Origin of the sequence: Pseudomethylobacillus aquaticus (genome assembly GCF_003730115.1) — a bacterium.
In the GTDB taxonomy this organism is placed as follows: domain Bacteria; phylum Pseudomonadota; class Gammaproteobacteria; order Burkholderiales; family Methylophilaceae; genus Pseudomethylobacillus; species Pseudomethylobacillus aquaticus.
The window spans coordinates 169210-190802 of sequence record NZ_RJVP01000003.1 but is presented as its reverse complement, the minus strand read 5'-3'; the positions used below and the strand labels follow the sequence as shown (position 1 = coordinate 190802).

Sequence of the window (21593 nt, the reverse complement as noted above, 5' to 3'; positions counted from 1 at the left end):
TTTACCTTAAACAATTGCCTGACAGGGAATCAATATGGCACTGGTGATGTACGACCTTGATGGCACGCTGATCGACACGGCCGGCGAGTTGACAGATGCGGTGAACCGCACGCTTGCTGCCTATGGTCAGCCAGCGGTGGGAGAGCTGCAAGTGCGTGCCTGGATAGGTCACGGCGCTGCACGCCTGATGCAACAGGCGCAGCAAATGCAGCCGGATATCGCCAGTGATGCACTGATGGCGCTGTTCAAACAAAACTACAGGCAGGTGCTGGGCAGTCGCAGCCAGCTGTTCCCCATGGTGGAGACTACATTGCAGCTGTTGAAATCAGCGGGCGTCAAACAGGCGATCATCACCAACAAGGAGGCCGCCTTCACCGACCAGCTACTGCGTCAGCATGACCTGCTGCAGTATTTTGATCTGGTATTGAGTGGCGATAGCCTGGATTTCAGGAAGCCGGATCGTCGGGTGATCGACCATTGCCTGACGCAACTCGGTGTAGCGGCAGTAGACAGCCTGTTCGTGGGGGATTCCGCCACCGATATCGCCACCGCGCGCAATGCAGGCGTGAGCTGCTGGGTAGTCCCTTATGGCTACAACGGAGGACGCGATGTGCGGCTGGACCAGCCAGACCGGGTGATAGCGGATATCAGTGAAGTGGCCGCTTTGTTTGGAATATCGGTGCCAGATGAACCTGCTGCGTTGCGCACTGCGTGATGGTGTTGGCGTGCGGCGGGAGCAGGCTCAGGGCCAAAACAGGCTAAAAGGAACAGGCTGAAAAATAGAACAGCAGGCTCAACAGCGCCAGCCGGTTTGTGAGCCCGATGGTGAAGCCGGGCATGACGGCTCAGTCAGCTTTGGTATGGCTAATCGATCACAAGGCGTTGATCATGACCAGCGTGGGTTTTGCATCCGGACCAGCCCACAGGATGGCATTTTGGCTGAATTGCCGCCCCAGTTTTTTGCCAGCCTCAAGTGACAGGCCGAGTACCAGCACGCTAGGTTCGGCAGGCCACTGGCCGCTTGGGTGTATGCCTTCCGCATGAAAGTAATCCAGGCTGCGAAAGCGCAGGATCTCCATCAATTCCACCTGCCGCTTCTCGTTCTCGATCTTGCTGCGCGGAACGCTGCCTGGGTTCCATGCGGTGATGAAGACGCTGGAGTCTACGCCATAGGACTTATGCAACTGACTCAATGCGCTGGACTCGATGCCGACCTTGAGGGTGAAGGCGGGCTCGCTCATCACCACATAATCCGTGCTCATATAGGCATCATGAAGTACTGAATGATTGACAGCGTCTTCCATACATCCCCCCCCCAGCTTGCTGGTTATTGATTTTGTTTTTATATGAACAGCAGTTTTAAAAATTCACGCACTAAGTAATTGTAGTTTACACCGTGCGGGTGAGGCTACCACCTGATTGGGTTGTTGATTCTAGCGCGCTGACATTCGAGTTAAGTGGCTGTGAGCGTTACTTTCGATAAACGCTAGCCAGCAGGGCGACTTCGTTTTTGATCGTTTCCCGTAACGAGGCTGGTGCAATCACTCCCACCTGGGCACCATGTCTGAGGATGTCCAGCACAAGCTCACGGCTATCGTTAAAGGGGACACGCAGTTCATAGCGGCCATCTTCCAGCACCTTTGATTGCTGCTTGGCATGCCAGCGTTCAGCCGAAACCCAGCGTGCACGTTCCTTTGAAAAAATCAGCGTGGCCCATTGAATGGCACGGCCAGTGAAAATGCCGTAGCCAGTGCCTAGCACTTCATTGAGTTGTGCATCGCTGACATCGGCAGACGCGGTTTCCAGTATTTCGGCATTGCGTATGGCATCGAGCGAGAAGTTACGGATGTCGTTGCGCAAGTGACACCATGCGTCCAGATACCAGCCGCTGCGGAGACATGGTAATACCCCCCGAAACAGCGGCTGGCTATGGCAGCATGATGCTACTTCTGACCCCAGTTGATAATGGGGGGGGCACTACAGATGGGATTATTTTTATGAATTATTTTGAACTTATGGGCATTGTTATATAAATTTAACAGCATACAAATAAAAATGGATTACCAATGATTTCTACCGAGTACTTTATAGATTTGCTCACTAATCCAAATACAGTTTGGGTTTTTGTTCTAATCATTCTAGTGGTTTTTATTATTCCTTTTTTGCAAGCAATTTTTAGTATTAGAAAACTAAATTTAGAAATTGAGATAGCGGTAAATGAACTTAAAAAATTAGGTGCTGATAATCGATATCAAAACTTCTATGACTATTTTGATAAATTAGACCAAAGTTTTAAAAAAATTCCATCCATTCAACATGCGTGGGATGAGTTTATCGAAAGTGTATTTATTGATACTCCCAACAGAAGAATATTCATATCGCATCGGCCAGCAGAGTATTTTAATCGTAACGCAATTCTTAACTCCAAATTAAACCTGCCACAATTCTTGGCATTCCCAAACTACTTAATTGGCCTAGGTTTATTCTTTACATTTATTGGTTTGGCGGCAGCGCTTCATGTAGCTCAAGAAGGTCTTGCTGATGGTAAAGGGCAGGATGCTTTAAAAAATTTGTTGGCAGTAGCTTCAGTTAAGTTTATTAGTTCTATTGCTGGAGTTGGTTCTAGCCTGGTTTTATCTTGGGTTCAACGCTCGCGGCTTAAAAATTTCCAAAATAATCTCAACCAGTTTACTAGGCTCCTTGAGGAGTACACCGAGTACAAATCCACAGAAAAGCTACTACACGAAAACTATGCTGAGCAACAAAAGCATACTTTGGCATTGAATGACATGGCGACCAATATTTCTAATGGGATTGGCGAAGTGCTCAGCAATCAACTGCCTGCAAGCGTCGCAGCAGCACTGGAACCATTGGCAAATGAAATAAGGAATCTCGCTCAGAAATTTACCGGCAGCAGTGAAAATGCTTTGGAAAAAGTGTTGCAAGAGTTTTTGGCGCAACTACGTCAAAGCTCAGGTGATGATATGAATGGCTTGATTGAGAGCGTTAAAAGTTTACGTGAATCGCTCAATAAGCTGGTTTTAAGTATTGAAATTATGAGTAAAAACTTTGGCACTGACACCAAAGAGTCCAGTGCACGTTTAGCTTCCGTGCTTGACTCGTTCATCACTACTTTTCTACCGGTACAACAAGGTATAGGTCAATTTGGTGAAGCCCTTAATGCTTTAGAGATCATTGCAAACAAGATTCAAAATGCTGGCGCTAGCATTAGTGGAGCTGCTGATGTAAACAATAAAACCTCAAACCAGCTAGCCGAAGCGGTCAATCAAATAGCTACAAACTTTAATCCGTTAAGCGAACTATTAAAGTTATTAAATGAGTCACTTGCAAAAATTTCCAACACTGCTGAGCAACTTAAATCAGCTGGTGGAACTATTGCGCTGGCGTCAGGTGATTTTAAGAATTCAGCTAGTTCTATAGATAATGCAGGGCAACGTTTTAATGCGAATGTGAAAGTATTTGGTGATGCCGCAGAGGGTATTGCAGATACCATTTCAGCTTTAGAGCGTGCCTCCAATCAAGTGAGCAACTCAACCCAGCCTTTAAGTCAGGCATCTTTGGCGTTCACCAGTGCACTTGAGGCAATTAAAGCCACTGAAGCGCGAATACAGCAGAACCAAGGCGAGTTACAGATCATGTTAAAAGCGCTAGAGGCTTTTTCAGAAACGATCCCATCATTGTGGAACCATTATGAAGCTCGCTTCAATAAAGTGGATAACGACTTAGGTAATGCATTTACGCAGTTAGCTGAAGGAAGTGAGTCGTTTAGGTCAAGTGTTGAAGTTTATGTCAAAGCGCTCAATGATCAATTTGCAGATGCAGTTAGCAAGTTAAGTGGTGCAATTAATGAGCTTACGGACGAGCGTGAGCAAAATGCCAGCAAAAATCAAGATCCATTTAAGCCGAGATAATTAAATGGAAACTCAACACTTAGATGAGTCGCATGATGAGAGTTATTTCGCCTCTTTCACAGATATGCTTGTCGGCATCATTTTTATTTTCATTATCTTGCTGATGATTGTTGCAAATGACTTCAAAACTGCGGCGGACTCGGTCACAAAGCTAAACGAATCACGAGACAAAATTCTAAAAGAGATCAAAAATTCGCTGGATGATTTGGGTGTGCAAGTTGCGATTGATACAGAGCAAGGTGTTCTGCGGTTGCCTGAAAGTATCTTATTTGGTGTAAATGAGTTTGAGCTGAATAACAACGGTGAAGAAAATATTAAAAAATTAGCTGGTGTTTTAGCCAAGTATCTGCCATGCATTTCAGTGTCGAATGACGAGAGCAAAAAGCAATCTTGTGAGTCACTGAATCTGGCAAGTAAAGATGGGTTGGATGCGGTTTTTATTGAGGGTCACACAGATTCAACAGGCTCTTCTGAACATAACTGGCTACTGTCAGCTCAACGCGCAATTTCTGTTTTTAAGCAAATTACGCTTGCAGAGCCTTTTCTTAATGAGGGCATCAAAAACACAATTGGTGTACCAGTGTTAAATGTGAGTGGCTATCAAGCCAGACGACCAGCAGACCCCTCTCAACCTAATAACCATGCATTAAATAGGCGTATTGAACTCAGATTTATTATGCGCTCACCAACACCTAAAGATGTTGAGAGGTTGAAGAATGCAATTGGAAAGTAGCGAAAATATAGCCTATACCAAGGGGGCGATTAGGCATTACGTCAGAACATATTTAACTGTTAAGTCATTTACTTTGCCTACTTTTGCCCAAAAGGTTGCGCCAATTTTATCGCAGCTCACAGGTACGCCAAAAGAGCCATCACGTTTTGAGCTTGATGCAGTATTTAAAAGGCTTTCAGATGCAGCTAAGCATGCTAGTTATGAAGCTGTTTTAGTTAAAGATTGGAAAAAAACGCCTTATGTACTTTGGATGGGCACGGAGAAACTGGGTTCGGACTTAAGTTTTTTAAATAGCTATCTTCTATGGTTAAAGCAATATGGCACTGCTCGTGACTGGCGGCGGTTGATTCATATTTATTTAAGAGACTATGAACAACTTAGCACCCATCACGAGTCGTTTGAGCGACAAAATTCTGCAATCCGCGAAGCAATAAATTCTATAGAACTAAAAGACAGGTTAATAAGGTGGCATAAGCGTGAAATGCAGTATTCACTTTTTGCAAAAAAACCGAAATTGGATGTGATAGTTAATGAGTTTATAGAATGCAAAAATGATTGGCGGTTGTTTTCTGAAAGAACTGGATTAGAGGGCGAGCTTGCTCAGGTTGGCTTTGCTGCTGTTGTTGGCGACCAGCTACTCAAGAGATTAATTGATAGTCCAAGTGCTGAGTTGATAAATGCTGTTCAAAACTATCACATGCATGAAAACAAGCTACGATTCCCGCAAAGAAAAACACAACTCATTGAAGCTTTAATTTCACCGTGGTTAAACGGTAAGCAATTGGGAGAGCCAGTTCAGAAAGCAGTACGAGATTGGCTTTTGCAGCATTTTAATGATCTCAGACTACCTGTGCATGATCGGATGCATTGGCATGCTGTTCGGTCTGAATATAAGAAGATAATGCTTCGCTGGCTAATTGGGGAAACGTTAAATCAATTCTTTGAAATTATTGATCAAGTTGCAAAGGATAGTCATTGGAGTTACAGAAAAGCCTTTTGGAATGCATATTACAAGATACATGCATTCGAGGACGCGTGGGTGGTCTTGGGGGTGGATGCAAAGTACTACGCACGTAGGGTTTTTGGTGAAAAGATTTCAGCCGCGAACCTGAACGGAGCAGTTAAACAAGACCATAGTGTACTTATCGTTAAAATTGGTGATTTGGTTCTGGCAGACTGGAGTCATGATGGTAAGTGTCGCGCTTGGAAAGTTGATGACAGATTCTGTCCCGAAATATATAAGCCTCAGTATAGTGGCGATTTATTAAGAGCCCCTTCAATGCAAATTGTTGATTCCCATGTGCAAGATGGCATTAGTCATCAAAGCAGTGATAACTATTTGTGGCAAAACCGATTAGCTCAATTCATATACGAACATACAGGAGTAAGGGTGTATCAACGTGATTTTCGGATTTAGAAAAAAACTACCCCAAACGCTAACGCTGCAATCACAGGCTTTTTTGCAAGATTGTTGGCTGGTTTCATTTAGGTTGTTCAATGGTCAGTCTCACTTGCCAATTGATGCTTGGGTAGATTCTAAGCATTCTGGCGCAATTTGGTTGCTAGACCTTGTGAAGATGAATGATTTATCGGAAGTTTTGCAGTCATTGGATGAAGTCCGAATCCCTTTTGACATTTTGATGAGTAGCCTCGAAGGTCAAGACCAGTTTATTCAAACGCTATTAGATTTACCGCCCTATTTTCCTGGAGGCATCCATATTGAAAGCAAAGGGTTGCTTCATCAACAGACCTTTAGTATTGAATACCATTGGGTGCAAAGCAACGGTCGCTCAATTACACGACCAAAAAGAGAGTCAGGTTTTTTGTGGGTAGGTGATGAAAAATATCTTTTAACAACACACGCTTGGAAAATTGCTGAATCGCTAGACAATATTCAAAAAATCTTTGATTCTGCGGAAAATACGCACGCCCGCTTGCTTGTGCTTGAGCAAATGCAGTCTTTGAAAAGTTTGCTGCCAGCAGAAGAGCAAAGCATGTTTAATACTTCAAATGAAATTGCAAACCTTAAGCTTTATTTTGCCAATGCATTTCGCCTAGAAGCCATTCCTGACGCTAACTCTTACCAAATACGACCTGTGTTGCTAAGACATACTGAGCATGCATCTGATACTCCAGTGTTTGAGAGCATTCTGCCGCCAAGCGAACAGCATAGATATGCTGAATATTTTAGTAACAGCACTCAACTTTTGCCTTATTACAGCTTGGGTGTCGGTAAGTATCTGATGTTGAGCGAGTCGCTCAATAAGACTTTAAAAGTTGTGCATCGTATTCAACATGCTAGTAAGGAGGAAAAAGAGAACTTCTTAAAGAATCCTAGAGCTGCATTTGCCGAAGCGCTGGAAGGTGAAATAGATGAAATTCACCTTGAAAGTATTTTTTCTGACAGGGTGGTTGGGATTGGTGAGTGGTCAGCAAAAGTGATTCCTTGGGTTCAAATCCCCCCTAATGATTGGATACCCAGCCATGAGTTACCAGATTTACCTAAAGGGATTGATATAGGTGGCACACGAATTGAGTTGAAAACAGAAGAGATTGAGAGCTTACTGATCTCAGTAGAAAAAGGAGAGAAGGCAGGCCTTAAGACAATTGAGTTTAATGGAACACAAATACCTGTGACGGATAATACAAAGTCGTCTTTGAGGGCTTTGTTACCTGCAAGACCGACACTCAACACGGGTTCAAAAGAAGAGCCAATACAAAAGACTGTTGGATCTAACTCAGTCATGTTGGTTAAAGAAAATCTAGAAAGTGTTGAGTTTTCGGTATTAAGAGTGCCTCGTAACGCAGTGCCTTCTGAGACTGGCATACCGCATAATGTCAGGTCGCAGCCTAAACCTCATCAAATCGAAGCATTGAATTGGTTATATAGTCATTACCGTGCAGGCTCAAGGGGTGTTTTATTGGCTGATGATATGGGGCTTGGCAAGACATTTCAGTCACTGATGTTTTTTGCGTGGTTAAGAACTGGGATTGAAAATAAAGAACTGTCAGAAAAGCCCTTATTGATAGTTGCACCAACAGGGTTGTTAAAAAATTGGGAAGCTGAAATTGAAAAGCACCTTGTGCAGGGATTAGGTGCTCTACAACGGGTTTACGGCCATCAATTGCAGGGTATGCGCGCTGGCAACGGATTAAATTTACAAAAGCTGAAAAATGCTGGATTGGTGTTGACTACTTATGACACATTGACACGTTATCAGACAAGTTTTAGTGCCGTTAGCTTCACTGCTGTTATTTTTGATGAAATGCAAAAATTGAAAAATCCTGGCATTCAGAATTACACAGCTGCATGTAGCTTAAATTGTGATTTTTGGATAGGGATGACAGGTACTCCTGTTGAAAACAGACTTGCTGATTTATGGGCGATTACTGATGTTTTGCAACCTGGCTTGCTTGGATCAATTAAAGAATTTAGCAACAAGTATGAAAAAGTAATGGTTGATGGAGGAGAGTTAGCCATGCAACGGTTGCAAGAGTTGCAGGATGGTTTGATTAAACCTGTCAACAATGCGCCTGCATATATGCTGAGACGAATGAAGCAGGATGAGTTACCAGGTTTGCCGATAAAGCATGTGCATGAACATCAATTAACTATGCCCGTAGAACAAGCTGCTGTTTACAGCGATGTAATCAATCAATTGCGTAATGCTGAAAATAGAAAGGGGGCTATGTTAGAGGCTCTTCATAAGCTAAGGGCATATTCATTACATCCTGATTATAAAAAACTAAAACACTATTCTAGTGATGATGTTTTTATTAATAGTTCGGCGCGGTTGAAATTGTGTTTTGATATTTTGGACAAGGTGGCAGCAAACAAAGAAAAAGCGCTCATTTTTGTTGAGTATAACGAGTGGCACAGTCCGGACTTTTTACGCAATATGATCAGAGCTAGGTATCAGTTAAAAGAGCTGCCTATGGTCATAAATGGTCAAGTAGATTCTGGCGCGAGGCAGGCTAGGGTTGATAAGTTTCAATTAGAAACAGGCGTTTTTGATGTGATGCTTTTATCACCAAGAGCTGGTGGAGTAGGTTTAACGTTGACCGCTGCAAATCATGTGATTCATTTAACTCGCTGGTGGAATCCTGCAGTTGAAGATCAAGCGACTGATCGCATTTATCGAATTGGTCAAAAGTCAGATGTTCATGTGCACTATTTGTTAGCAATTCATCCCGAACTGCCTGACAAATGTTTTGACCATAATCTTAATAACTTACTTACCAAGAGACGTGACTTAAGCAAAAAAGTGCTTATTGCTCCACCCAACGAAGGTGAAATGTTAGACGGTTTATTTGAACCAATATTTGGTGTAGGTATTAATTCTCAATCAAGTCTAGAGGAGAGCTATCTTTTCTCTGGTCAAGAGTACGAGCAATTTGTTTACAATAAGCTTCGAAACAACTCAGAGCTTTTTGGTTATATTGTCAGAAAGACACCAAAATCTTGGGATGGCGGCGCTGATTTGGTGATTGAATCGTTTGATGCGCATATTGTCGCCATAATTCAATGTAAGCATGTCAGTGACGCCAGTAAAACCAATGAATTTAGTAAGGATCTAGAAAGAGCATTTGAAAATTATCAATGCGATAGATATCACTCAGTAAAGAAAATTGGTATTACCAATGCAACAAGGTTAACAACGGCCGATAAGAACTGGAACGATTACTCAAAAGACAATATTTGTTTGCATGGCCAAGATGGTCTAAAGCCTGAAATGATATTTAAGATGATTGATTAATTTTTAGTAATTCCGATTTGGTCTGACAGTTTGACCTTACCAAAAGCTTCAGTTGCCTAGTTTTGTCGAGGTGCGCATCTTGATCCACCAAGCGCGCAAGTGCAAATAAGTAACCTCATGAGTAATGTTCGACGGAATCTCATCAAACACAAGGCGGGCTTGCTGAACCTAGCGGCTAAACGTTGGCAACGTATTCAATTTCTTCAGTCAACTACAAGACTAACTGGTTTTGTGCAAGTTTCAATAGTTTAATTATTGTTAGTGGCGCGCCCGACAGGAGTCGAACCTGTGACCTTTGGCTTCGGAAACCAACACTCTATCCAACTGAGCTACGGGCGCGATGAATTTGCATGGAACATGCGAAGAACTTCGATTATACCAGTCGGGTCAGTTCTTTTGTGCGACACGGGTTGCACGTATAATAGGTCTTTTAGATTAACCGCTGGATGAGATAGTCATGAGTGCGCACGATCACGATTTTCCTAAAACCACCCCCGCCCAGGTGATCCTGGCGGTATTGGGGGCGATCATCGCGCCTGCTTTGATCATTTTTCTGATCGTCAAAATGGTGTTGGGTGTGCAGAACAACTACCTGCCGGATGCGGACCCTGCTGTGCTTTCCAGCGCTGCCGAGGAGCGTATCAAGCCCGTTGCGGCTGTTGATGTGGCGGACCCTTCTGCAGAGGTGACGCTGAAGACCGGCGAGGAAGTGGTGCAAGGCATTTGTGCGGGCTGTCATGGTGCTGGCGCTTTTGGTGCTCCCAAGCTGGGTGACGAAGGAGCTTGGGCGCCGCGTATCGCGCAGGGCTACGAAACGCTGGTCAAGCATGCCATCGAAGGCATACGTCAGATGCCGGCCCGCGGTGGTAGCCCAGATTTGAGTGATATCGAAGTGGCGAGTGCAGTGGCCTATATGGGCAATCAGGCTGGCGCCAGCTTCACCGAGCCAGAAGCGCCCGCCGCTGAAGAATAAAGCGGTAATGCCCGGCGTGCGCTCTGCTGCCGGGATTCCCCTCTCAAGGCAGTCCTGATGGCCAACTATGCGATAGGTGACATCCAGGGTTGCTATCACGCGCTGCAAGCCTTGTTGCAGCGTATCCAGTTCGACCCTGACCACGACAAGCTGTATCTGCTTGGCGATCTGGTCAATCGTGGCAATGGTTCTCTGGCGGTACTGCGCTGGGCGGTTGAACACAAAACATCGGTCGTTTCCGTACTTGGCAACCACGATCTGCATGCACTGGCCATGGCGGAAGGTCTGGCCCGCGCCCATCGTGGCGATACCTTGGAGGCCTTGCTGGCCGCTGAAGATGCCCCTCAGTTGCTGGACTGGCTGCGCCAGCAGCGCCTGGTGCATGTGGTCGATGGTGATCTGCTGGTCCACGCAGGTCTGCTGCCGGAGTGGACTGCAGCACAGGCCGTGTCACTGGCAGAGGAAGTGGAGCAGGTGCTGCATGCGCCTGATTCCCGTGATTTTCTGGCGCAGATGTATGGCAATCAGCCGGATCGCTGGGATGACAGCTTGCGTGGCATGGACCGCTTGCGCCTCATCGTCAATGCCATGACGCGCTTGCGCGTTTGCAAGCCGGACGGCAGCATCGATTTCCGTTTCAAAGGCGAGCTGCAAGACCTGCCAGCCGCTTGTGCACCATGGTTCGATATGCCGGGACGGCAGTCGTGCGATACCACCATCGTGTTCGGGCACTGGTCTGCGCTGGGTCTGCTACAGCGCGACGATGTGCAGGCGCTGGATACTGGCTGCTTGTGGGGAGGTCGGCTGACGGCATTGCGCCTGCAAGACCGGCAGGTTTTTCAGGTGCCTAGCGATCCGCGCGATGGAGTGATGGCCGTCGGCGATTAGCTTCTGGCTGATCTGTCCATCGATATTCGGCCAGTGATGTCAGCTTGGGTGGTTAGGGAAGTTGCTGGCGATCGCCTGCCTTGCCAGCAATGACAAGCCACGCCGCTCATGTCCATGGGCGGCGATCGGGCTGCCGAAGTGCAGTTCCACCACAGGCGCTTTCTGCCCGATCACACTGAAGATGGAATCCTGCAAGCTGATGTCGCCGTAATACGCCATCGCCACGTTGGGCTGGTCATTGGCATCCGGATAACGGATGGTGACTGGCCAGATCATGCTGTCGGCATTGATGGCCGCCTGCATCAGGCTGCCCTTGAACGGCAGGATGTGGCTGCCATCCGAGGTTGTGCCTTCAGGGAAGAAGCAGATGCAATCGCCGGAGCGCAACGCTTCGGCGGTGATGTCCACCATGCGTCCGGCATCCTGTTTGCGCGTGCGCTCGGTGAACAGCGTATTCACCTTTTCCGAGAACCAGCCGAACACCGGCCAGCCACGAATCTCCGATTTGGCGACGAAGCGCAACGCCTTGACGCTGTTCAGCGCGTGGATATCCAACCAGGAGATGTGGTTGCCGACCAGCATGATGTTGCGGCTATCGAATGGTGGTGGTGTGCCATGAACGCGCAGGGTCACATTCAACAGCGACAGCAGCCCACGGCACCAGTGCGAGATAAGCCGGTCACGCCACGCCGGTTTGACGTGGGGTAACAGCAGGCCAGCGATCATCACACCGTACACCGTGTGCAGTACCATGCGCGTCAATCGCCAGTGACGCGTCAGCTTGGAAGAGTAAGGCGTAAGCAACCGTTCAGTTATTTGAAAAAGTGCGCTGCGTAACGTTTGTTCAAACGCGACAGCGGCAGCATCACCAGCATGTCAGCGGTGTTGAAGTCAGGATCCCAGGCCGGTTCGCCACAGATATAAGCACCCAGTCGCAGGTAGCCTTTCATCAATGGCGGGATGGTGGCTGGCATGTCGCTGCGCAACGCATCCAGTGGCAGCGGAACACGTGGAAATACGCGGTATTCAGCGGGCGACAAATAGTCTTCACGCAATCTATTATAAAGACTGGCTGCCATGTGTCCACCGTCACCCATGCCTACGCTGCCGCAGCCTATCATGTATTCATAACGGTTGGTTTGCATGTATTTGGCCAAGCCTGCCCACAGCATGGTGATGGTGCCGCCATGGCGATAATCCTCATGCACGCAGGCGCGGCCGACTTCTACAGTACGATCGAACAAGGGGCTCAAACGGCTCAGGTCGAACTCGGCCGCCGAGTAATAGCCACCGGCTTCATTGGCCATGAATGGGCTCAATATGCGGTAGGTGCCGACCACTTCACCGTTGTTGTTGCGTACCAGCAGGTGGTCGCAGAAAGCGTCAAAGCCGTCACGGTCGTAACCGTCCTTACTGGGCAAGTTGGCACCCATTTCTTCAACAAAGATACGGTAGCGCAGGCGCTGCGCTTCAGCGACTTCAGACGGGTTGCGGGCAAAACTGATGTGCAGCGGAGCATCGTCCTCCGCTGCCTTGGGTGATAAACGCCGTTCCAGCATGGTGATTCCTCTGGCCTGTTGAGTAGACCAGAGCAAGATAAGGTCGCCACATGACAGTGGCGTGACTGGAACTTGACGCTTGGATGAATGCCTTGTGCTTAAAGGGTCACGCGCGTAGTGCCGCCACTTTCCAGCAGCCGTACACGGTCACCTGGTTTGAACTGCACGTCGGCTTCCTGTACCACGGCGATCATGCCACCGCTGTCGAGCTTGATGGTGATTTCCAGGCCATCCGATCGGGTGACACCTTCTTCGACCGCAGAACCCGCGATGCCGCCCACGATGGCGCCGATCACAGTGGCGATGGCAGAACCACGGCCGCCGCCTATGGTGCTGCCGGCGATGCCGCCTACAGCGGCGCCGCCTACGGTACCGACCGGACTCTTGGTACCTTCCAGTTTGACAGTACGTACACTTTCCACTGTGCCCATTTTCACGGTCTGTACCTGACGTGCCTCACCGCGTTTGTAGACTGCGCCGGAATTGGAACTGGCACAACCGGCCAATACCGCGCTGCAGATCAGAACCATGATCAGTTTGGTGATGTTCATATCGAGCTCCTGAGCTTGAAATTGCTGTCTTTTGTTACTTGCATTAACGAGTGATTGACGAGCGGGTGTTACGCCTGCGTTTTTTCTGTTGCCACCACTTCTTTCATCAGCGCACGGGTGTAGATGTCTTCGATCTCTGTGCGGCTGGCTTTGTGATTCTGTGCACCGTTGCTGCTGATCTTGATGGCACCCAGCGTAGCTGCCAGTCGGCCTATGCTGGGCCAGTCCCAGTGACGACTGATACCGTACAACAAGCCGGCACGGTATGCATCCCCACAGCCGGTCGGGTCCACCACTGATGTGGCTTCAACGCAAGGGATCACATAGCGTTGACCATCGGCATAAATATGTGAGCCTTGTGCACCCAGCGTCACGATGAGCGCGTTGACTTTTCCAGCCAACTGTTCAAGCGTGAGACCGGTTTTCTCCTGCAATAGTTGCGCCTCGTAATCATTCACGGCCAGATAGTCGGCCATGTCGATAAACTGCAGCAGTTCTTCGCCATTGAACATGGGCAGGCCTTGGCCCGGGTCGAACATGAACGGGATGCCGGCTTCAAAGCACTCACGCGCATGCAGGAACATGCCGTCACGGCCGTCCGGCGCGATGATGGCGATATCGATCTCTTTGGCATCACGCACGCTGTTGACATGCGAATGGTTCATCGCGCCGGGATGGAAGGCGGTGATCTGGTTGTCGTCATGGTCGGTGGTGATGAAGGCTTGCGCGGTATAACTGCCTGGCACCGAGGTGACATGAGTGTTGCTCATGCCATGCTGGTCCAGCCATTGCTGGTAACTGCCAAAATCGTCACCCACGGTGGCCATGATCACCGGGTCGTCTTCGAGTAGTTTGAGGTTGTAGGCGATGTTGCCAGCGGTCCCGCCGAATTCACGGCGCATCTCTGGCACCAGAAAGGCCACGTTCAGAATGTGGATCTGTTCCGGCAGGATATGTTGTTTGAATTGGCCTGGGAACACCATGATGGTGTCATAAGCCAGGGACCCGCAGATCAGGGTGCGCATGCTGAAGACTCGTTTGCAAAAGCATGATTATCGCCAGCGCGCAGGCGACAGGCAACAAACTTAACGCAGGCTGCTCTTGATCAGGATGTTGGCGGCTTTTTTTGCATACACGATGGCGCCCGAGCCACGCTTGATCTGCTCAGCCTGCATCGCACCTTCTATCAGCAGGGACAGCTGCAGTGCTAGGCCCTCGGCATCGGCGATGCCTGCATCTGCGGCGAGTTCGGCCAGATAGCGGCGGAACTGCTGCGAGTGGGTGTTGGACAGTTCATGGATGGGGCTGCTGGCGTCTGGGAACTCGGCGGAAGCCTTCAAAAAGGCCATGCCATGAAAATCAGGCGAGCTGACCCATTCTTCGATGAAATCAAACAGTTTCTGCAAGCGTTCAGCCGGCTTCTTGCGATCCAGCCGTTCGCTCAGCCAGGCGTGGAAGTACCGGTAGTGCTCGTTGAGCACTTCGATGATCAAGCCTTCCTTGGAGTGGAAGTGCTTGTAGAGCGTCATTTTGGTGGTGCCGGCCACGGCCACGATGGTGTCCACGCCAGTGGAATTGATGCCGCGGGTCTGAAACAGATCCGAAGCGACTTGCAGGATTTTTTCTTTGAGCAGGGACATGGGGCCTGTCTCCACATCGGGTAGATGAAGCTAGTTTAGCGCAAGCCGTTGACAAAATATATACCGCACAGTATAGTCTACTTCCAAATGCACACTTGGTGGTTGTGGTGGTGGTTGATTTCACCCACCTTGTATGCCTGTAAGCCAGTAACGGCGCGGGTCTTGCGGCTTTACATCGAGATGGATTCCTGTAAAGTGTTGGCTCCTGGAATTGCAGCAGCGTCGGGAATATCCATTAAAATTCATTACGAGGTGTTTCATGAGTAAGTTTTTTGCAAGCGTATTGGGCATGGCGCTGTGTCTGCCCCTGGTGGCAACTGCCGCGATTGACGAAACCATCCGTGTCAAGGAAAGCATCGAAGTCAATGCTCCTGCTGACAAGGTCTGGGCCATCATGGGCAAGTTTGGGGAAATGGGCTGGCATCCTGCCATTGCTAAGACCGAGATCACCGGCGGCAAGGAAGGCGAAGTGGGTGCTACGCGCGTACTGACGCTGAAAGATGGCGGCAAGATCAACGAGACCCTGACTTCTTACGATGCCGCTGGCATGACCATCAAGTACGAGATCACCGAAAGCGTGCTGCCAGTGCGTGACTACAGCGCCACCTTGCTGCTGCAAAGCGCAGGCGGCAAGACGACCGTGGTGTGGCGTAGCATGTTCAAGCGTCAGGACCCATCCAATCCGGCCAAGGCGGGTCAGGATGACAAGACGGCTAAAGACACCATCACCGGCATTTTCAAATCCGGCCTGGAAGCGATCAAGAAAGCAGCCGAATAAGCTGCAGTCGCTACAGGGATTCAGAATGCAAAAAAGCCAACGCGAGTTGGCTTTTTTGTTTTTGACCGCCGGGGCGGGATGATGCGACTTGCGTGATGTGGAGTAATGCTAGCTGATCGAGTTCGCCATCAGCATGGGCGTGTAGTTGCAGCGTACTTTTTCCATCAGCGCTTTTGCCAGCAACTGATCTTCGCGCTCAGTGGGGATCTTGCCTTGCACCACCAGCTCCAAATAGACTTTTTTATGCGCATCCGGCAGTTGCAAGGCTTCCGGGAACTGGCATACCCCTTTGCGCATCTGCTCCATGGTGGCGTAGATCTCGGCGATGTTAGCCGGATTGTTGTGTACGCGCACCGGCATGGCGGCGACAGGGGCAGGCGCATTGGCACTGGCGACCACCACTGCTGGCGTGCTTTGCCATAACCAGCCACCCAGAACGAAGCTGGCCACCATCAGGCCTGCTGTAGCGACATAAGCCGCTTTGATTGGACGTCTTTCCTTTTCCGTCAGCGCCGCGATAAGGGCGCCAGCCGCTTTTTTTGCATGCAGCAGGGCATGGTGCGGTTTCTCATCGCAGAGTGCCTGTAGCAGGCCGTGGTAGGCGATGGCATACAGTTGCTGAGCCAGTAACTCTGGCAGCAGCGCACCAGCAGCACGCGCCTGTTCGCTCAGGAAAGCAAACATCTCGGTGCCAGGCGTCGCGGCAGGTGTTTGCTTGCTGATGTTGTCACGTATCTGCGGTGCTTCCAGCCAGTCATCCAGCAGGTCGAACAGGGCCAACAAGCGCGCCTGTGGCGTCTTGCCGGATTTCTTGCTCATGCTGATCAACCAGCCGGAATTGAGAATGTCCATAAGCTGCGATTCTGCTAGAAAGGCTTGACTACCACAAGCACCACGATGGCGATCAGCGCCAATACTGGCACTTCGTTGAACCAGCGGTAGTAGACATGGCTGCGTGTGTTGCGGTCATGCTTGAAATCGAGCAGCAGTTTGCCGCAGTAGATGTGGTAGACAAGCAGGCCGGCGACCAGTGCCAGTTTGGCATGCAGCCAGCCGCCGGCGTGGCCATATCCCAGCCATAGCCAAACGCCGAACACGATGGTGAAGATCGCGCCCGGCGTCATGATGCCGTAGAACAGTTTGCGCTCCATGATCTTGAAGCGCTCGTTGCTGGCGCTGTCTGCGCACATGGCATGGTAGACGAACAGCCGTGGCAGATAAAACAGCCCGGCGAACCAGGTCACCATGAAAATGATATGCCAGGCCTTGATCCATAACATATCAGGAGGCTTTCTTGAGGTGGGTGTCGAGCAGTTGATGCAGGCGGGTGAAATCCAGTTCGCCGATCACGCGCTGAATGATGCGGCCTTCACTGTCGAGCAGGAAGGCAGTGGGCGTCAGCTTCACGTCGCCAAACGCCTTGGCGACTTCGCCAAAGCCATCGTGCATGACCGGGAAAGGCAGTGCATTCTTTTTAGTGTAATTGAGCACATGGCTGGGCGGATCGTAGGACATGGCCACTGCGACCAGCTCGAAACCCTGCTCATGGTATTGCTTGTAGGTATTGATCAACTGCGGCATCTCGGCGATGCAGCCTGGGCAGTCCGTGGCCCAGAAATTCACCAGCACCACTTTGCCACGCAATTGCTGCAGCGTGATCTGCTCGTTGTTAAGCGTGGTGAAGGTGACCTCGGGCGCTGTCGGTTTGTCTTTCAGGGACAAGCCAAGAAAGGCCAGCAGGCCAACTAAAATCAAGGGCAGCAGCCAGTTACGTGGCTTGAGAAAAAACGCGTTCATCTTGTTTGCAGTCTCCACATCAGGGCGCATTGTCCTGTGTTTTCACTTGATTGTCGAACTCCCGGCTTTTCGTCGCGTCTGACCGGCGTGATACAATATCCTCTTTGACTATCGTCTGATTCATGACCACCCGATTACGCGAAATACCGTACAACTACACCTCCTTCTCTGACCGTGAAATCGTCATACGATTCCTGGGTGTAGAAGTTTGGGACATCCTTGATGAGCTGCGCGGCGAGCGCAAGACCGGCCGCTCTGCCCGCATGCTGTTCGAGGTGCTCGGTGATCTGTGGGTGGTCACACGCAATCCCTACTTGCAGGACGACCTGCTTGCCAACAAAAAACGTCGCAAGGCACTGATCGAGGCCCTGCATCACCGCATCAATGCCATCGACGACCGTAGCAACGGTAACACCAAGGTCCAGAAGCTGGTGGAAGCCGCGCGTGCTGCGGTCACCAGCTTCGAGAACGAATTCCGTGATATCGAAGCCCTGCGCAAGAAGGCGCTAAGCAAGCTGGGCAAGATCACGCGCAAGGACAATATCCAGTTCGACGGCCTGGCCCGTGTGTCGCATGTCACGGACGCCACCGACTGGCGCGTGGAGTACCCCTTCGTGGTGGTCAACCCGGATACGGAAGAAGAAGTCGCCGCCATCGTCAAAGCCTGTATCGAGCTTGGTCTGACCATCATTCCACGCGGAGGCGGTACCGGCTACACCGGCGGTGCAGTACCGCTGACCAAGCTGTCTGCAGTGATCAATACCGAAAAGCTGGATACGCTGGGCCGTATCACCATGAGCACCTTGCCAGGTGTGGGCCGTCAGGTCGCCACCTTGCGTTGTGGTGCAGGTGTGGTGACGCGCCGCGCCATGGAAGCCGCCAGCGACGCCGGGCTGGAATTCGCCTGTGACCCGACCTCGGCGGATGCCTCCTGCATAGGCGGTAATGTGGCCATGAACGCCGGTGGCAAGAAAGCCGTGCTGTGGGGTACCGCGCTGGATAATCTCTCCTCCTGGCGCATGGTGACGCCAGACGCTACCTGGATGGAGATCGAGCGTCTGGATCACAATCTGGGCAAGATCCACGATATCGAACTTGCCCGTTTCAAGATCAGCCGCTTTGATACGGACGGCAAGACCCTGCTGGCCGATCCGGAGATCCTCGAGATCCCCGGCCCCAGCTTCCGCAAGGTGGGCCTGGGCAAGGACGTGACCGACAAATTCCTGTCCGGTCTGCCCGGTATCCAGAAAGAGGGCTGCGATGGCCTGATCACCTCGGCTACCTTCATCCTGCACCGCATGCCCAAGCATGTGCGTACCGTGTGTCTGGAGTTCTTCGGCAACGTGGCAGTGGCAGTGCCTGCCATCGTCGAGATCAAGGACTATCTGGACGCGACCGAATCCACGCTGCTGGCCGGCCTGGAGCACATGGATGAGCGTTACATCAAGGCGGTGGGCTACGCGACCAAAGCGGCGCGTTCCGAGCGGCCCAAGATGGTGCTGATCGCGGACATCGCCAGCGACGATGAAGATGCGGTCGGCCAGTCGGCCTCGCATATCGTGCGCCTCGCCAATGCGCGTGGCGGAGAAGGCTTCGTGGCCGTTTCGGCCGAAGCACGCAAGAAGTTCTGGCTGGACCGTGCGCGCACGGCCGCCATCGCCAAGCACACCAATGCCTTCAAGATCAACGAAGATGTGGTGATCCCGCTGCCGCGTCTTGGTGATTACTCGGACGGCATCGAGCGCATCAACATCGAGCTGTCCATCAACAACAAGCTGCGTCTGCTGGACGAGCTGCAGACCTTCATTTCCGGTGACTTGCCGCTCTATGAAGACGACGACACCAAGGTTGATCTGGAGCGTCTGGAAGCCAAGCGCGTGCAATCCTTGGGCTTGTTGCAACAACTGCGTGAGCGCTGGACGCTGATCCTCAACAACCCGGACGGCCCGGTTTCCCTGCTGGGGCCTGAGGATGCCGCACGCTACGGCCATTATGAGAATATCTTCCGCGCTGTGCAGTCGTATGAGCTGCGCGTGTCCTGGAAACGCGAGCTGAAAAAGCCCTTGCAGGAGCTGTTCACGGGCCGCGAATACCGCAACCTGCTGGAAAAGCTGGACGAGATACACAAGCGTGTGCTGAAGTCGCGCGTGTTCATCGCGCTGCACATGCATGCCGGTGACGGTAACGTGCACACCAACATCCCGGTCAATTCCGATGATTACGGCATGATGCAGGACGCCCACGCTGCGGTAGCGCGCGTGATGGCGCTGGCTAAGTCGCTGGATGGCGTGATCTCGGGCGAACACGGCATTGGCATCACCAAGATGGAATTCCTCGACGAGAAGACCATCAGCACGTTCGCGGCTTATAAGCAAAAGGTCGATCCGGAAGGCCGTTTCAACAAGGGCAAGCTCATGGCTGGCTCCGGCCTGGATGATGCCTACACGCCCTCGTTCTCCCTGCTGGAGGCCGAATCCATCATCATGGAACAGTCGGCCATCGGCGAGATCGCCGATTCCATCAGTGATTGCTTGCGCTGCGGCAAGTGCAAACCGGTGTGCAGCACGCACGTACCGCGCGCCAACCTGCTGTACAGCCCGCGCAACAAGATCCTCGGCACCTCGCTGTTGATCGAGGCTTTCCTGTACGAAGAGCAGACGCGGCGTGGCATCTCCATCAAGCACTTCGACGAGTTCAACGACGTGGCAGACCATTGCACGGTGTGCCACCGTTGCGAAAAGCCGTGCCCCGTGGATATCGACTTCGGTGACGTATCGATCGCCATGCGCAACTTCCTGCGCGAGCAGGGCAAGAAGCATTTCAATCCCGGCACCTCGCTGGCGATGACCTTCCTGAATATCAAGGACCCGGCCACTATCAAGCTGATGCGCAGCTTCATGGTGGGCTTTGGCTACCGTGCGCAGAACTTTGCACACAGCATCGCCAAGAAGCTAGGCCTGCTGACGGCGTTCAAAAAGCGTCCACCGGCCACGCTGGGCAAGCCCGAGATCAAGGCGCAGGTGATCCACTTCCTGAACCGCCCCATGCCCAAGGCCATGCCGACCAAGACCTCGCGCGCGCTGCTGGGCATCGAAGATGACACCATGATCCCGGTGATCCGTAACCCGGAAAAGACCAACGACGATTCCGAAGCCGTGTTCTATTTCCCGGGCTGCGGTTCCGAGCGTCTGTTCTCCACGGTCGGTCTGGCCACGCAGGCCATGCTGTACGAAACCGGGGCCATCACTGTACTGCCGCCTGGCTATCTGTGCTGCGGTTACCCGCAGACTTCGGCAGGCAATCACGACAAGGGTCAGCAGATCACGTCCGACAACCGCGTGCAGTTCCACCGTGTGGCGAATACGCTGAACTATCTGGATATCAAGACCGTGATCGTGTCCTGTGGTACTTGTATGGATCAGCTGCAGAAATACGAATTCGAGAAGATCTTCCCGGGCTGCCGCCTGCTCGACATCCATGAGTACCTGATGGAAAAGGGCATGAAGATCGAGGGCGTGACCGGCGTGCGTTATATGTACCACGACCCATGCCACTCGCCCATGAAGACCTACGCACCGCTCAAGGTCACCAATGCGCTGATGAATACTGACGTTGCCTTGAATGACCGTTGCTGCGGTGAATCCGGTACGTTTGCAGTCGCCCGTCCTGACATTGCCACGCAAGTGAAGATGCGCAAGCAGGAAGAGCTGGAAAAGGGCATGGAGAAGCTGGGCCTGACGCCGGGTGCGCCCGAGCAGGACGTCAAGATCCTGACCTCCTGCCCAAGCTGCCTGCAAGGTCTGGCACGTTATGGTGAAGACACTGGTGTTCAGGCCGATTACATCGTGGTCGAAATGGCCAAGCACATCCTGGGTGAGAACTGGATGCAGGAGTACGTGCACAAGGCCAATAACGGTGGTATCGAGAAGGTGCTGCTCTGATTCTGGATATCCTGAGCTACGCCAACTAAAAAGCCGGGGAGACC

19 protein-coding genes and 1 tRNA gene are annotated in these 21593 nt (G+C 51.0%); 9 read left to right on the top strand and 11 right to left on the bottom strand.

The window, feature by feature from the left end:
* The first annotated feature begins 34 nt into the window (after window positions 1–34).
* Entirely contained in the window at window positions 35–715 is a 681-nt protein-coding gene (locus ED236_RS07320; protein WP_123237306.1) for an HAD-IA family hydrolase, read from the top strand.
* A 157-nt stretch (window positions 716–872) separates the two neighbouring features.
* On the opposite strand, the gene ED236_RS07315 is transcribed toward ED236_RS07320, so the two are convergent.
* Together ED236_RS07315 and ED236_RS07310 are read right to left on the bottom strand one after the other, a co-directional pair.
* Window positions 873–1262, bottom strand: coding sequence for a DUF3293 domain-containing protein (locus ED236_RS07315; RefSeq protein ID WP_162299589.1), 390 nt, complete (start codon window positions 1260–1262; stop codon window positions 873–875).
* A 208-nt stretch (window positions 1263–1470) separates the two neighbouring features.
* Window positions 1471–1920: a helix-turn-helix transcriptional regulator gene (locus tag ED236_RS07310; RefSeq protein WP_476704265.1), complete on the bottom strand. Its 450-nt coding sequence runs from the start codon at window positions 1918–1920 to the stop codon at window positions 1471–1473.
* A gap of 146 nt (window positions 1921–2066) precedes the next feature.
* Here ED236_RS07310 and ED236_RS07305 point away from each other — a divergent pair, with 146 nt between their 5' ends.
* From ED236_RS07305 to ED236_RS07290, 4 genes are read left to right on the top strand one after another with little or no spacing between them, the layout of a single operon-like run.
* The gene (locus tag ED236_RS07305) at window positions 2067–3932 is read left to right on the top strand and encodes a methyl-accepting chemotaxis protein (RefSeq protein ID WP_123237303.1); all 1866 of its coding nucleotides are present in this window, start codon (window positions 2067–2069) and stop codon (window positions 3930–3932) included.
* Window positions 3933–3936: 4 nt separating this feature from the next.
* The gene (locus ED236_RS07300) at window positions 3937–4665 is read left to right on the top strand and encodes an OmpA/MotB family protein (RefSeq protein WP_123237302.1); all 729 of its coding nucleotides are present in this window, start codon (window positions 3937–3939) and stop codon (window positions 4663–4665) included.
* Window positions 4649–6082 carry an EH signature domain-containing protein gene (locus tag ED236_RS07295; RefSeq protein ID WP_123237301.1) on the top strand — a complete coding sequence of 478 codons (1434 nt, stop codon included), beginning with the start codon at window positions 4649–4651 and terminating at the stop codon, window positions 6080–6082. Before ED236_RS07300 ends, ED236_RS07295 begins: the two co-directional genes overlap by 17 nt.
* A complete protein-coding gene (locus ED236_RS07290) occupies window positions 6066–9422 on the top strand; it encodes an SNF2-related protein (protein ID WP_148042265.1) in 3357 nt (1118 codons plus the stop codon). Before ED236_RS07295 ends, ED236_RS07290 begins: the two co-directional genes overlap by 17 nt.
* Before the next feature lie 262 nt (window positions 9423–9684).
* On the opposite strand, the gene ED236_RS07285 is transcribed toward ED236_RS07290, so the two are convergent.
* Window positions 9685–9761, bottom strand: a tRNA-Arg gene (locus ED236_RS07285).
* 118 nt (window positions 9762–9879) lie between these two features.
* On the opposite strand from ED236_RS07285, the gene ED236_RS07280 reads away from it, so the two are divergent.
* Together ED236_RS07280 and ED236_RS07275 are read left to right on the top strand one after the other, a co-directional pair.
* A complete protein-coding gene (locus tag ED236_RS07280; RefSeq protein ID WP_123237299.1) occupies window positions 9880–10395 on the top strand; it encodes a c-type cytochrome in 516 nt (171 codons plus the stop codon).
* Between the two features lie 57 nt (window positions 10396–10452).
* The gene (locus tag ED236_RS07275) at window positions 10453–11283 is read left to right on the top strand and encodes a symmetrical bis(5'-nucleosyl)-tetraphosphatase (protein ID WP_123237298.1); all 831 of its coding nucleotides are present in this window, start codon (window positions 10453–10455) and stop codon (window positions 11281–11283) included.
* A gap of 39 nt (window positions 11284–11322) precedes the next feature.
* Here the strand turns inward: ED236_RS07275 and ED236_RS07270 are convergent, their stop codons facing one another.
* From ED236_RS07270 to ED236_RS07250, 5 genes are all read right to left on the bottom strand, one after another.
* Window positions 11323–12036: a lysophospholipid acyltransferase family protein gene (locus ED236_RS07270; protein WP_123237297.1), complete on the bottom strand. Its 714-nt coding sequence runs from the start codon at window positions 12034–12036 to the stop codon at window positions 11323–11325.
* 59 nt (window positions 12037–12095) lie between these two features.
* Window positions 12096–12842, bottom strand: a complete 747-nt coding sequence (locus ED236_RS07265) for a GNAT family N-acetyltransferase (protein ID WP_123237296.1) — start codon at window positions 12840–12842, stop codon at window positions 12096–12098.
* 98 nt (window positions 12843–12940) lie between these two features.
* Window positions 12941–13393 carry an outer membrane lipoprotein gene (locus tag ED236_RS07260; protein ID WP_123237295.1) on the bottom strand — a complete coding sequence of 151 codons (453 nt, stop codon included), beginning with the start codon at window positions 13391–13393 and terminating at the stop codon, window positions 12941–12943.
* A 68-nt stretch (window positions 13394–13461) separates the two neighbouring features.
* Window positions 13462–14418, bottom strand: coding sequence for a carbohydrate kinase family protein (locus tag ED236_RS07255; protein WP_123237294.1), 957 nt, complete (start codon window positions 14416–14418; stop codon window positions 13462–13464).
* Between the two features lie 60 nt (window positions 14419–14478).
* Complete coding sequence (locus tag ED236_RS07250) at window positions 14479–15033, bottom strand: TetR/AcrR family transcriptional regulator (protein WP_123237293.1); 555 nt, start codon at window positions 15031–15033, stop codon at window positions 14479–14481.
* A gap of 259 nt (window positions 15034–15292) precedes the next feature.
* On the opposite strand from ED236_RS07250, the gene ED236_RS07245 reads away from it, so the two are divergent.
* Window positions 15293–15811 carry an SRPBCC family protein gene (locus ED236_RS07245; protein ID WP_123237292.1) on the top strand — a complete coding sequence of 173 codons (519 nt, stop codon included), beginning with the start codon at window positions 15293–15295 and terminating at the stop codon, window positions 15809–15811.
* Window positions 15812–15919: 108 nt separating this feature from the next.
* Here the strand turns inward: ED236_RS07245 and ED236_RS07240 are convergent, their stop codons facing one another.
* Genes ED236_RS07240 through ED236_RS07230 form a run of 3 tightly spaced genes read right to left on the bottom strand, consistent with a single transcriptional unit; the run spans window position 15920 to window position 17608 of the window.
* Window positions 15920–16663, bottom strand: coding sequence for a hypothetical protein (locus tag ED236_RS07240; protein ID WP_123237291.1), 744 nt, complete (start codon window positions 16661–16663; stop codon window positions 15920–15922).
* Window positions 16664–16677: 14 nt separating this feature from the next.
* Window positions 16678–17091, bottom strand: coding sequence for a protoporphyrinogen oxidase HemJ (hemJ, locus tag ED236_RS07235; RefSeq protein WP_123237290.1), 414 nt, complete (start codon window positions 17089–17091; stop codon window positions 16678–16680).
* Between the two features lies 1 nt (window position 17092).
* A complete protein-coding gene (locus ED236_RS07230) occupies window positions 17093–17608 on the bottom strand; it encodes a peroxiredoxin family protein (protein WP_123237448.1) in 516 nt (171 codons plus the stop codon).
* Between the two features lie 122 nt (window positions 17609–17730).
* Between ED236_RS07230 and ED236_RS07225 the strand changes: the two genes are divergently transcribed.
* Entirely contained in the window at window positions 17731–21549 is a 3819-nt protein-coding gene (locus ED236_RS07225; RefSeq protein ID WP_123237289.1) for a DUF3683 domain-containing protein, read from the top strand.
* The last annotated feature ends 44 nt before the right edge of the window (window positions 21550–21593 follow it).

Excerpts from the sequence above, each read along its gene's own strand:
- ED236_RS07320 (WP_123237306.1), top strand. The coding sequence starts at position 35 with ATGGCACTGGTGATGTACGACCTTGATGGCACGCTGATCGACACGGCC.
- ED236_RS07315 (WP_162299589.1), bottom strand. The coding sequence starts at position 1,262 with ATGAGCACGGATTATGTGGTGATGAGCGAGCCCGCCTTCACCCTCAAG.
- ED236_RS07305 (WP_123237303.1), top strand. The coding sequence starts at position 2,067 with ATGATTTCTACCGAGTACTTTATAGATTTGCTCACTAATCCAAATACA.
- ED236_RS07300 (WP_123237302.1), top strand. The coding sequence starts at position 3,937 with ATGGAAACTCAACACTTAGATGAGTCGCATGATGAGAGTTATTTCGCC.
- ED236_RS07295 (WP_123237301.1), top strand. The coding sequence starts at position 4,649 with ATGCAATTGGAAAGTAGCGAAAATATAGCCTATACCAAGGGGGCGATT.
- ED236_RS07280 (WP_123237299.1), top strand. The coding sequence starts at position 9,880 with ATGAGTGCGCACGATCACGATTTTCCTAAAACCACCCCCGCCCAGGTG.
- ED236_RS07275 (WP_123237298.1), top strand. The coding sequence starts at position 10,453 with ATGGCCAACTATGCGATAGGTGACATCCAGGGTTGCTATCACGCGCTG.
- ED236_RS07270 (WP_123237297.1), bottom strand. The coding sequence starts at position 12,036 with ATGGTACTGCACACGGTGTACGGTGTGATGATCGCTGGCCTGCTGTTA.
- ED236_RS07265 (WP_123237296.1), bottom strand. The coding sequence starts at position 12,842 with ATGCTGGAACGGCGTTTATCACCCAAGGCAGCGGAGGACGATGCTCCG.
- ED236_RS07260 (WP_123237295.1), bottom strand. The coding sequence starts at position 13,393 with ATGAACATCACCAAACTGATCATGGTTCTGATCTGCAGCGCGGTATTG.
- ED236_RS07255 (WP_123237294.1), bottom strand. The coding sequence starts at position 14,418 with ATGCGCACCCTGATCTGCGGGTCCCTGGCTTATGACACCATCATGGTG.
- ED236_RS07250 (WP_123237293.1), bottom strand. The coding sequence starts at position 15,033 with ATGTCCCTGCTCAAAGAAAAAATCCTGCAAGTCGCTTCGGATCTGTTT.
- ED236_RS07245 (WP_123237292.1), top strand. The coding sequence starts at position 15,293 with ATGAGTAAGTTTTTTGCAAGCGTATTGGGCATGGCGCTGTGTCTGCCC.
- ED236_RS07240 (WP_123237291.1), bottom strand. The coding sequence starts at position 16,663 with ATGGACATTCTCAATTCCGGCTGGTTGATCAGCATGAGCAAGAAATCC.
- hemJ (WP_123237290.1), bottom strand. The coding sequence starts at position 17,091 with ATGTTATGGATCAAGGCCTGGCATATCATTTTCATGGTGACCTGGTTC.
- ED236_RS07230 (WP_123237448.1), bottom strand. The coding sequence starts at position 17,608 with ATGAACGCGTTTTTTCTCAAGCCACGTAACTGGCTGCTGCCCTTGATT.
- ED236_RS07225 (WP_123237289.1), top strand. The coding sequence starts at position 17,731 with ATGACCACCCGATTACGCGAAATACCGTACAACTACACCTCCTTCTCT.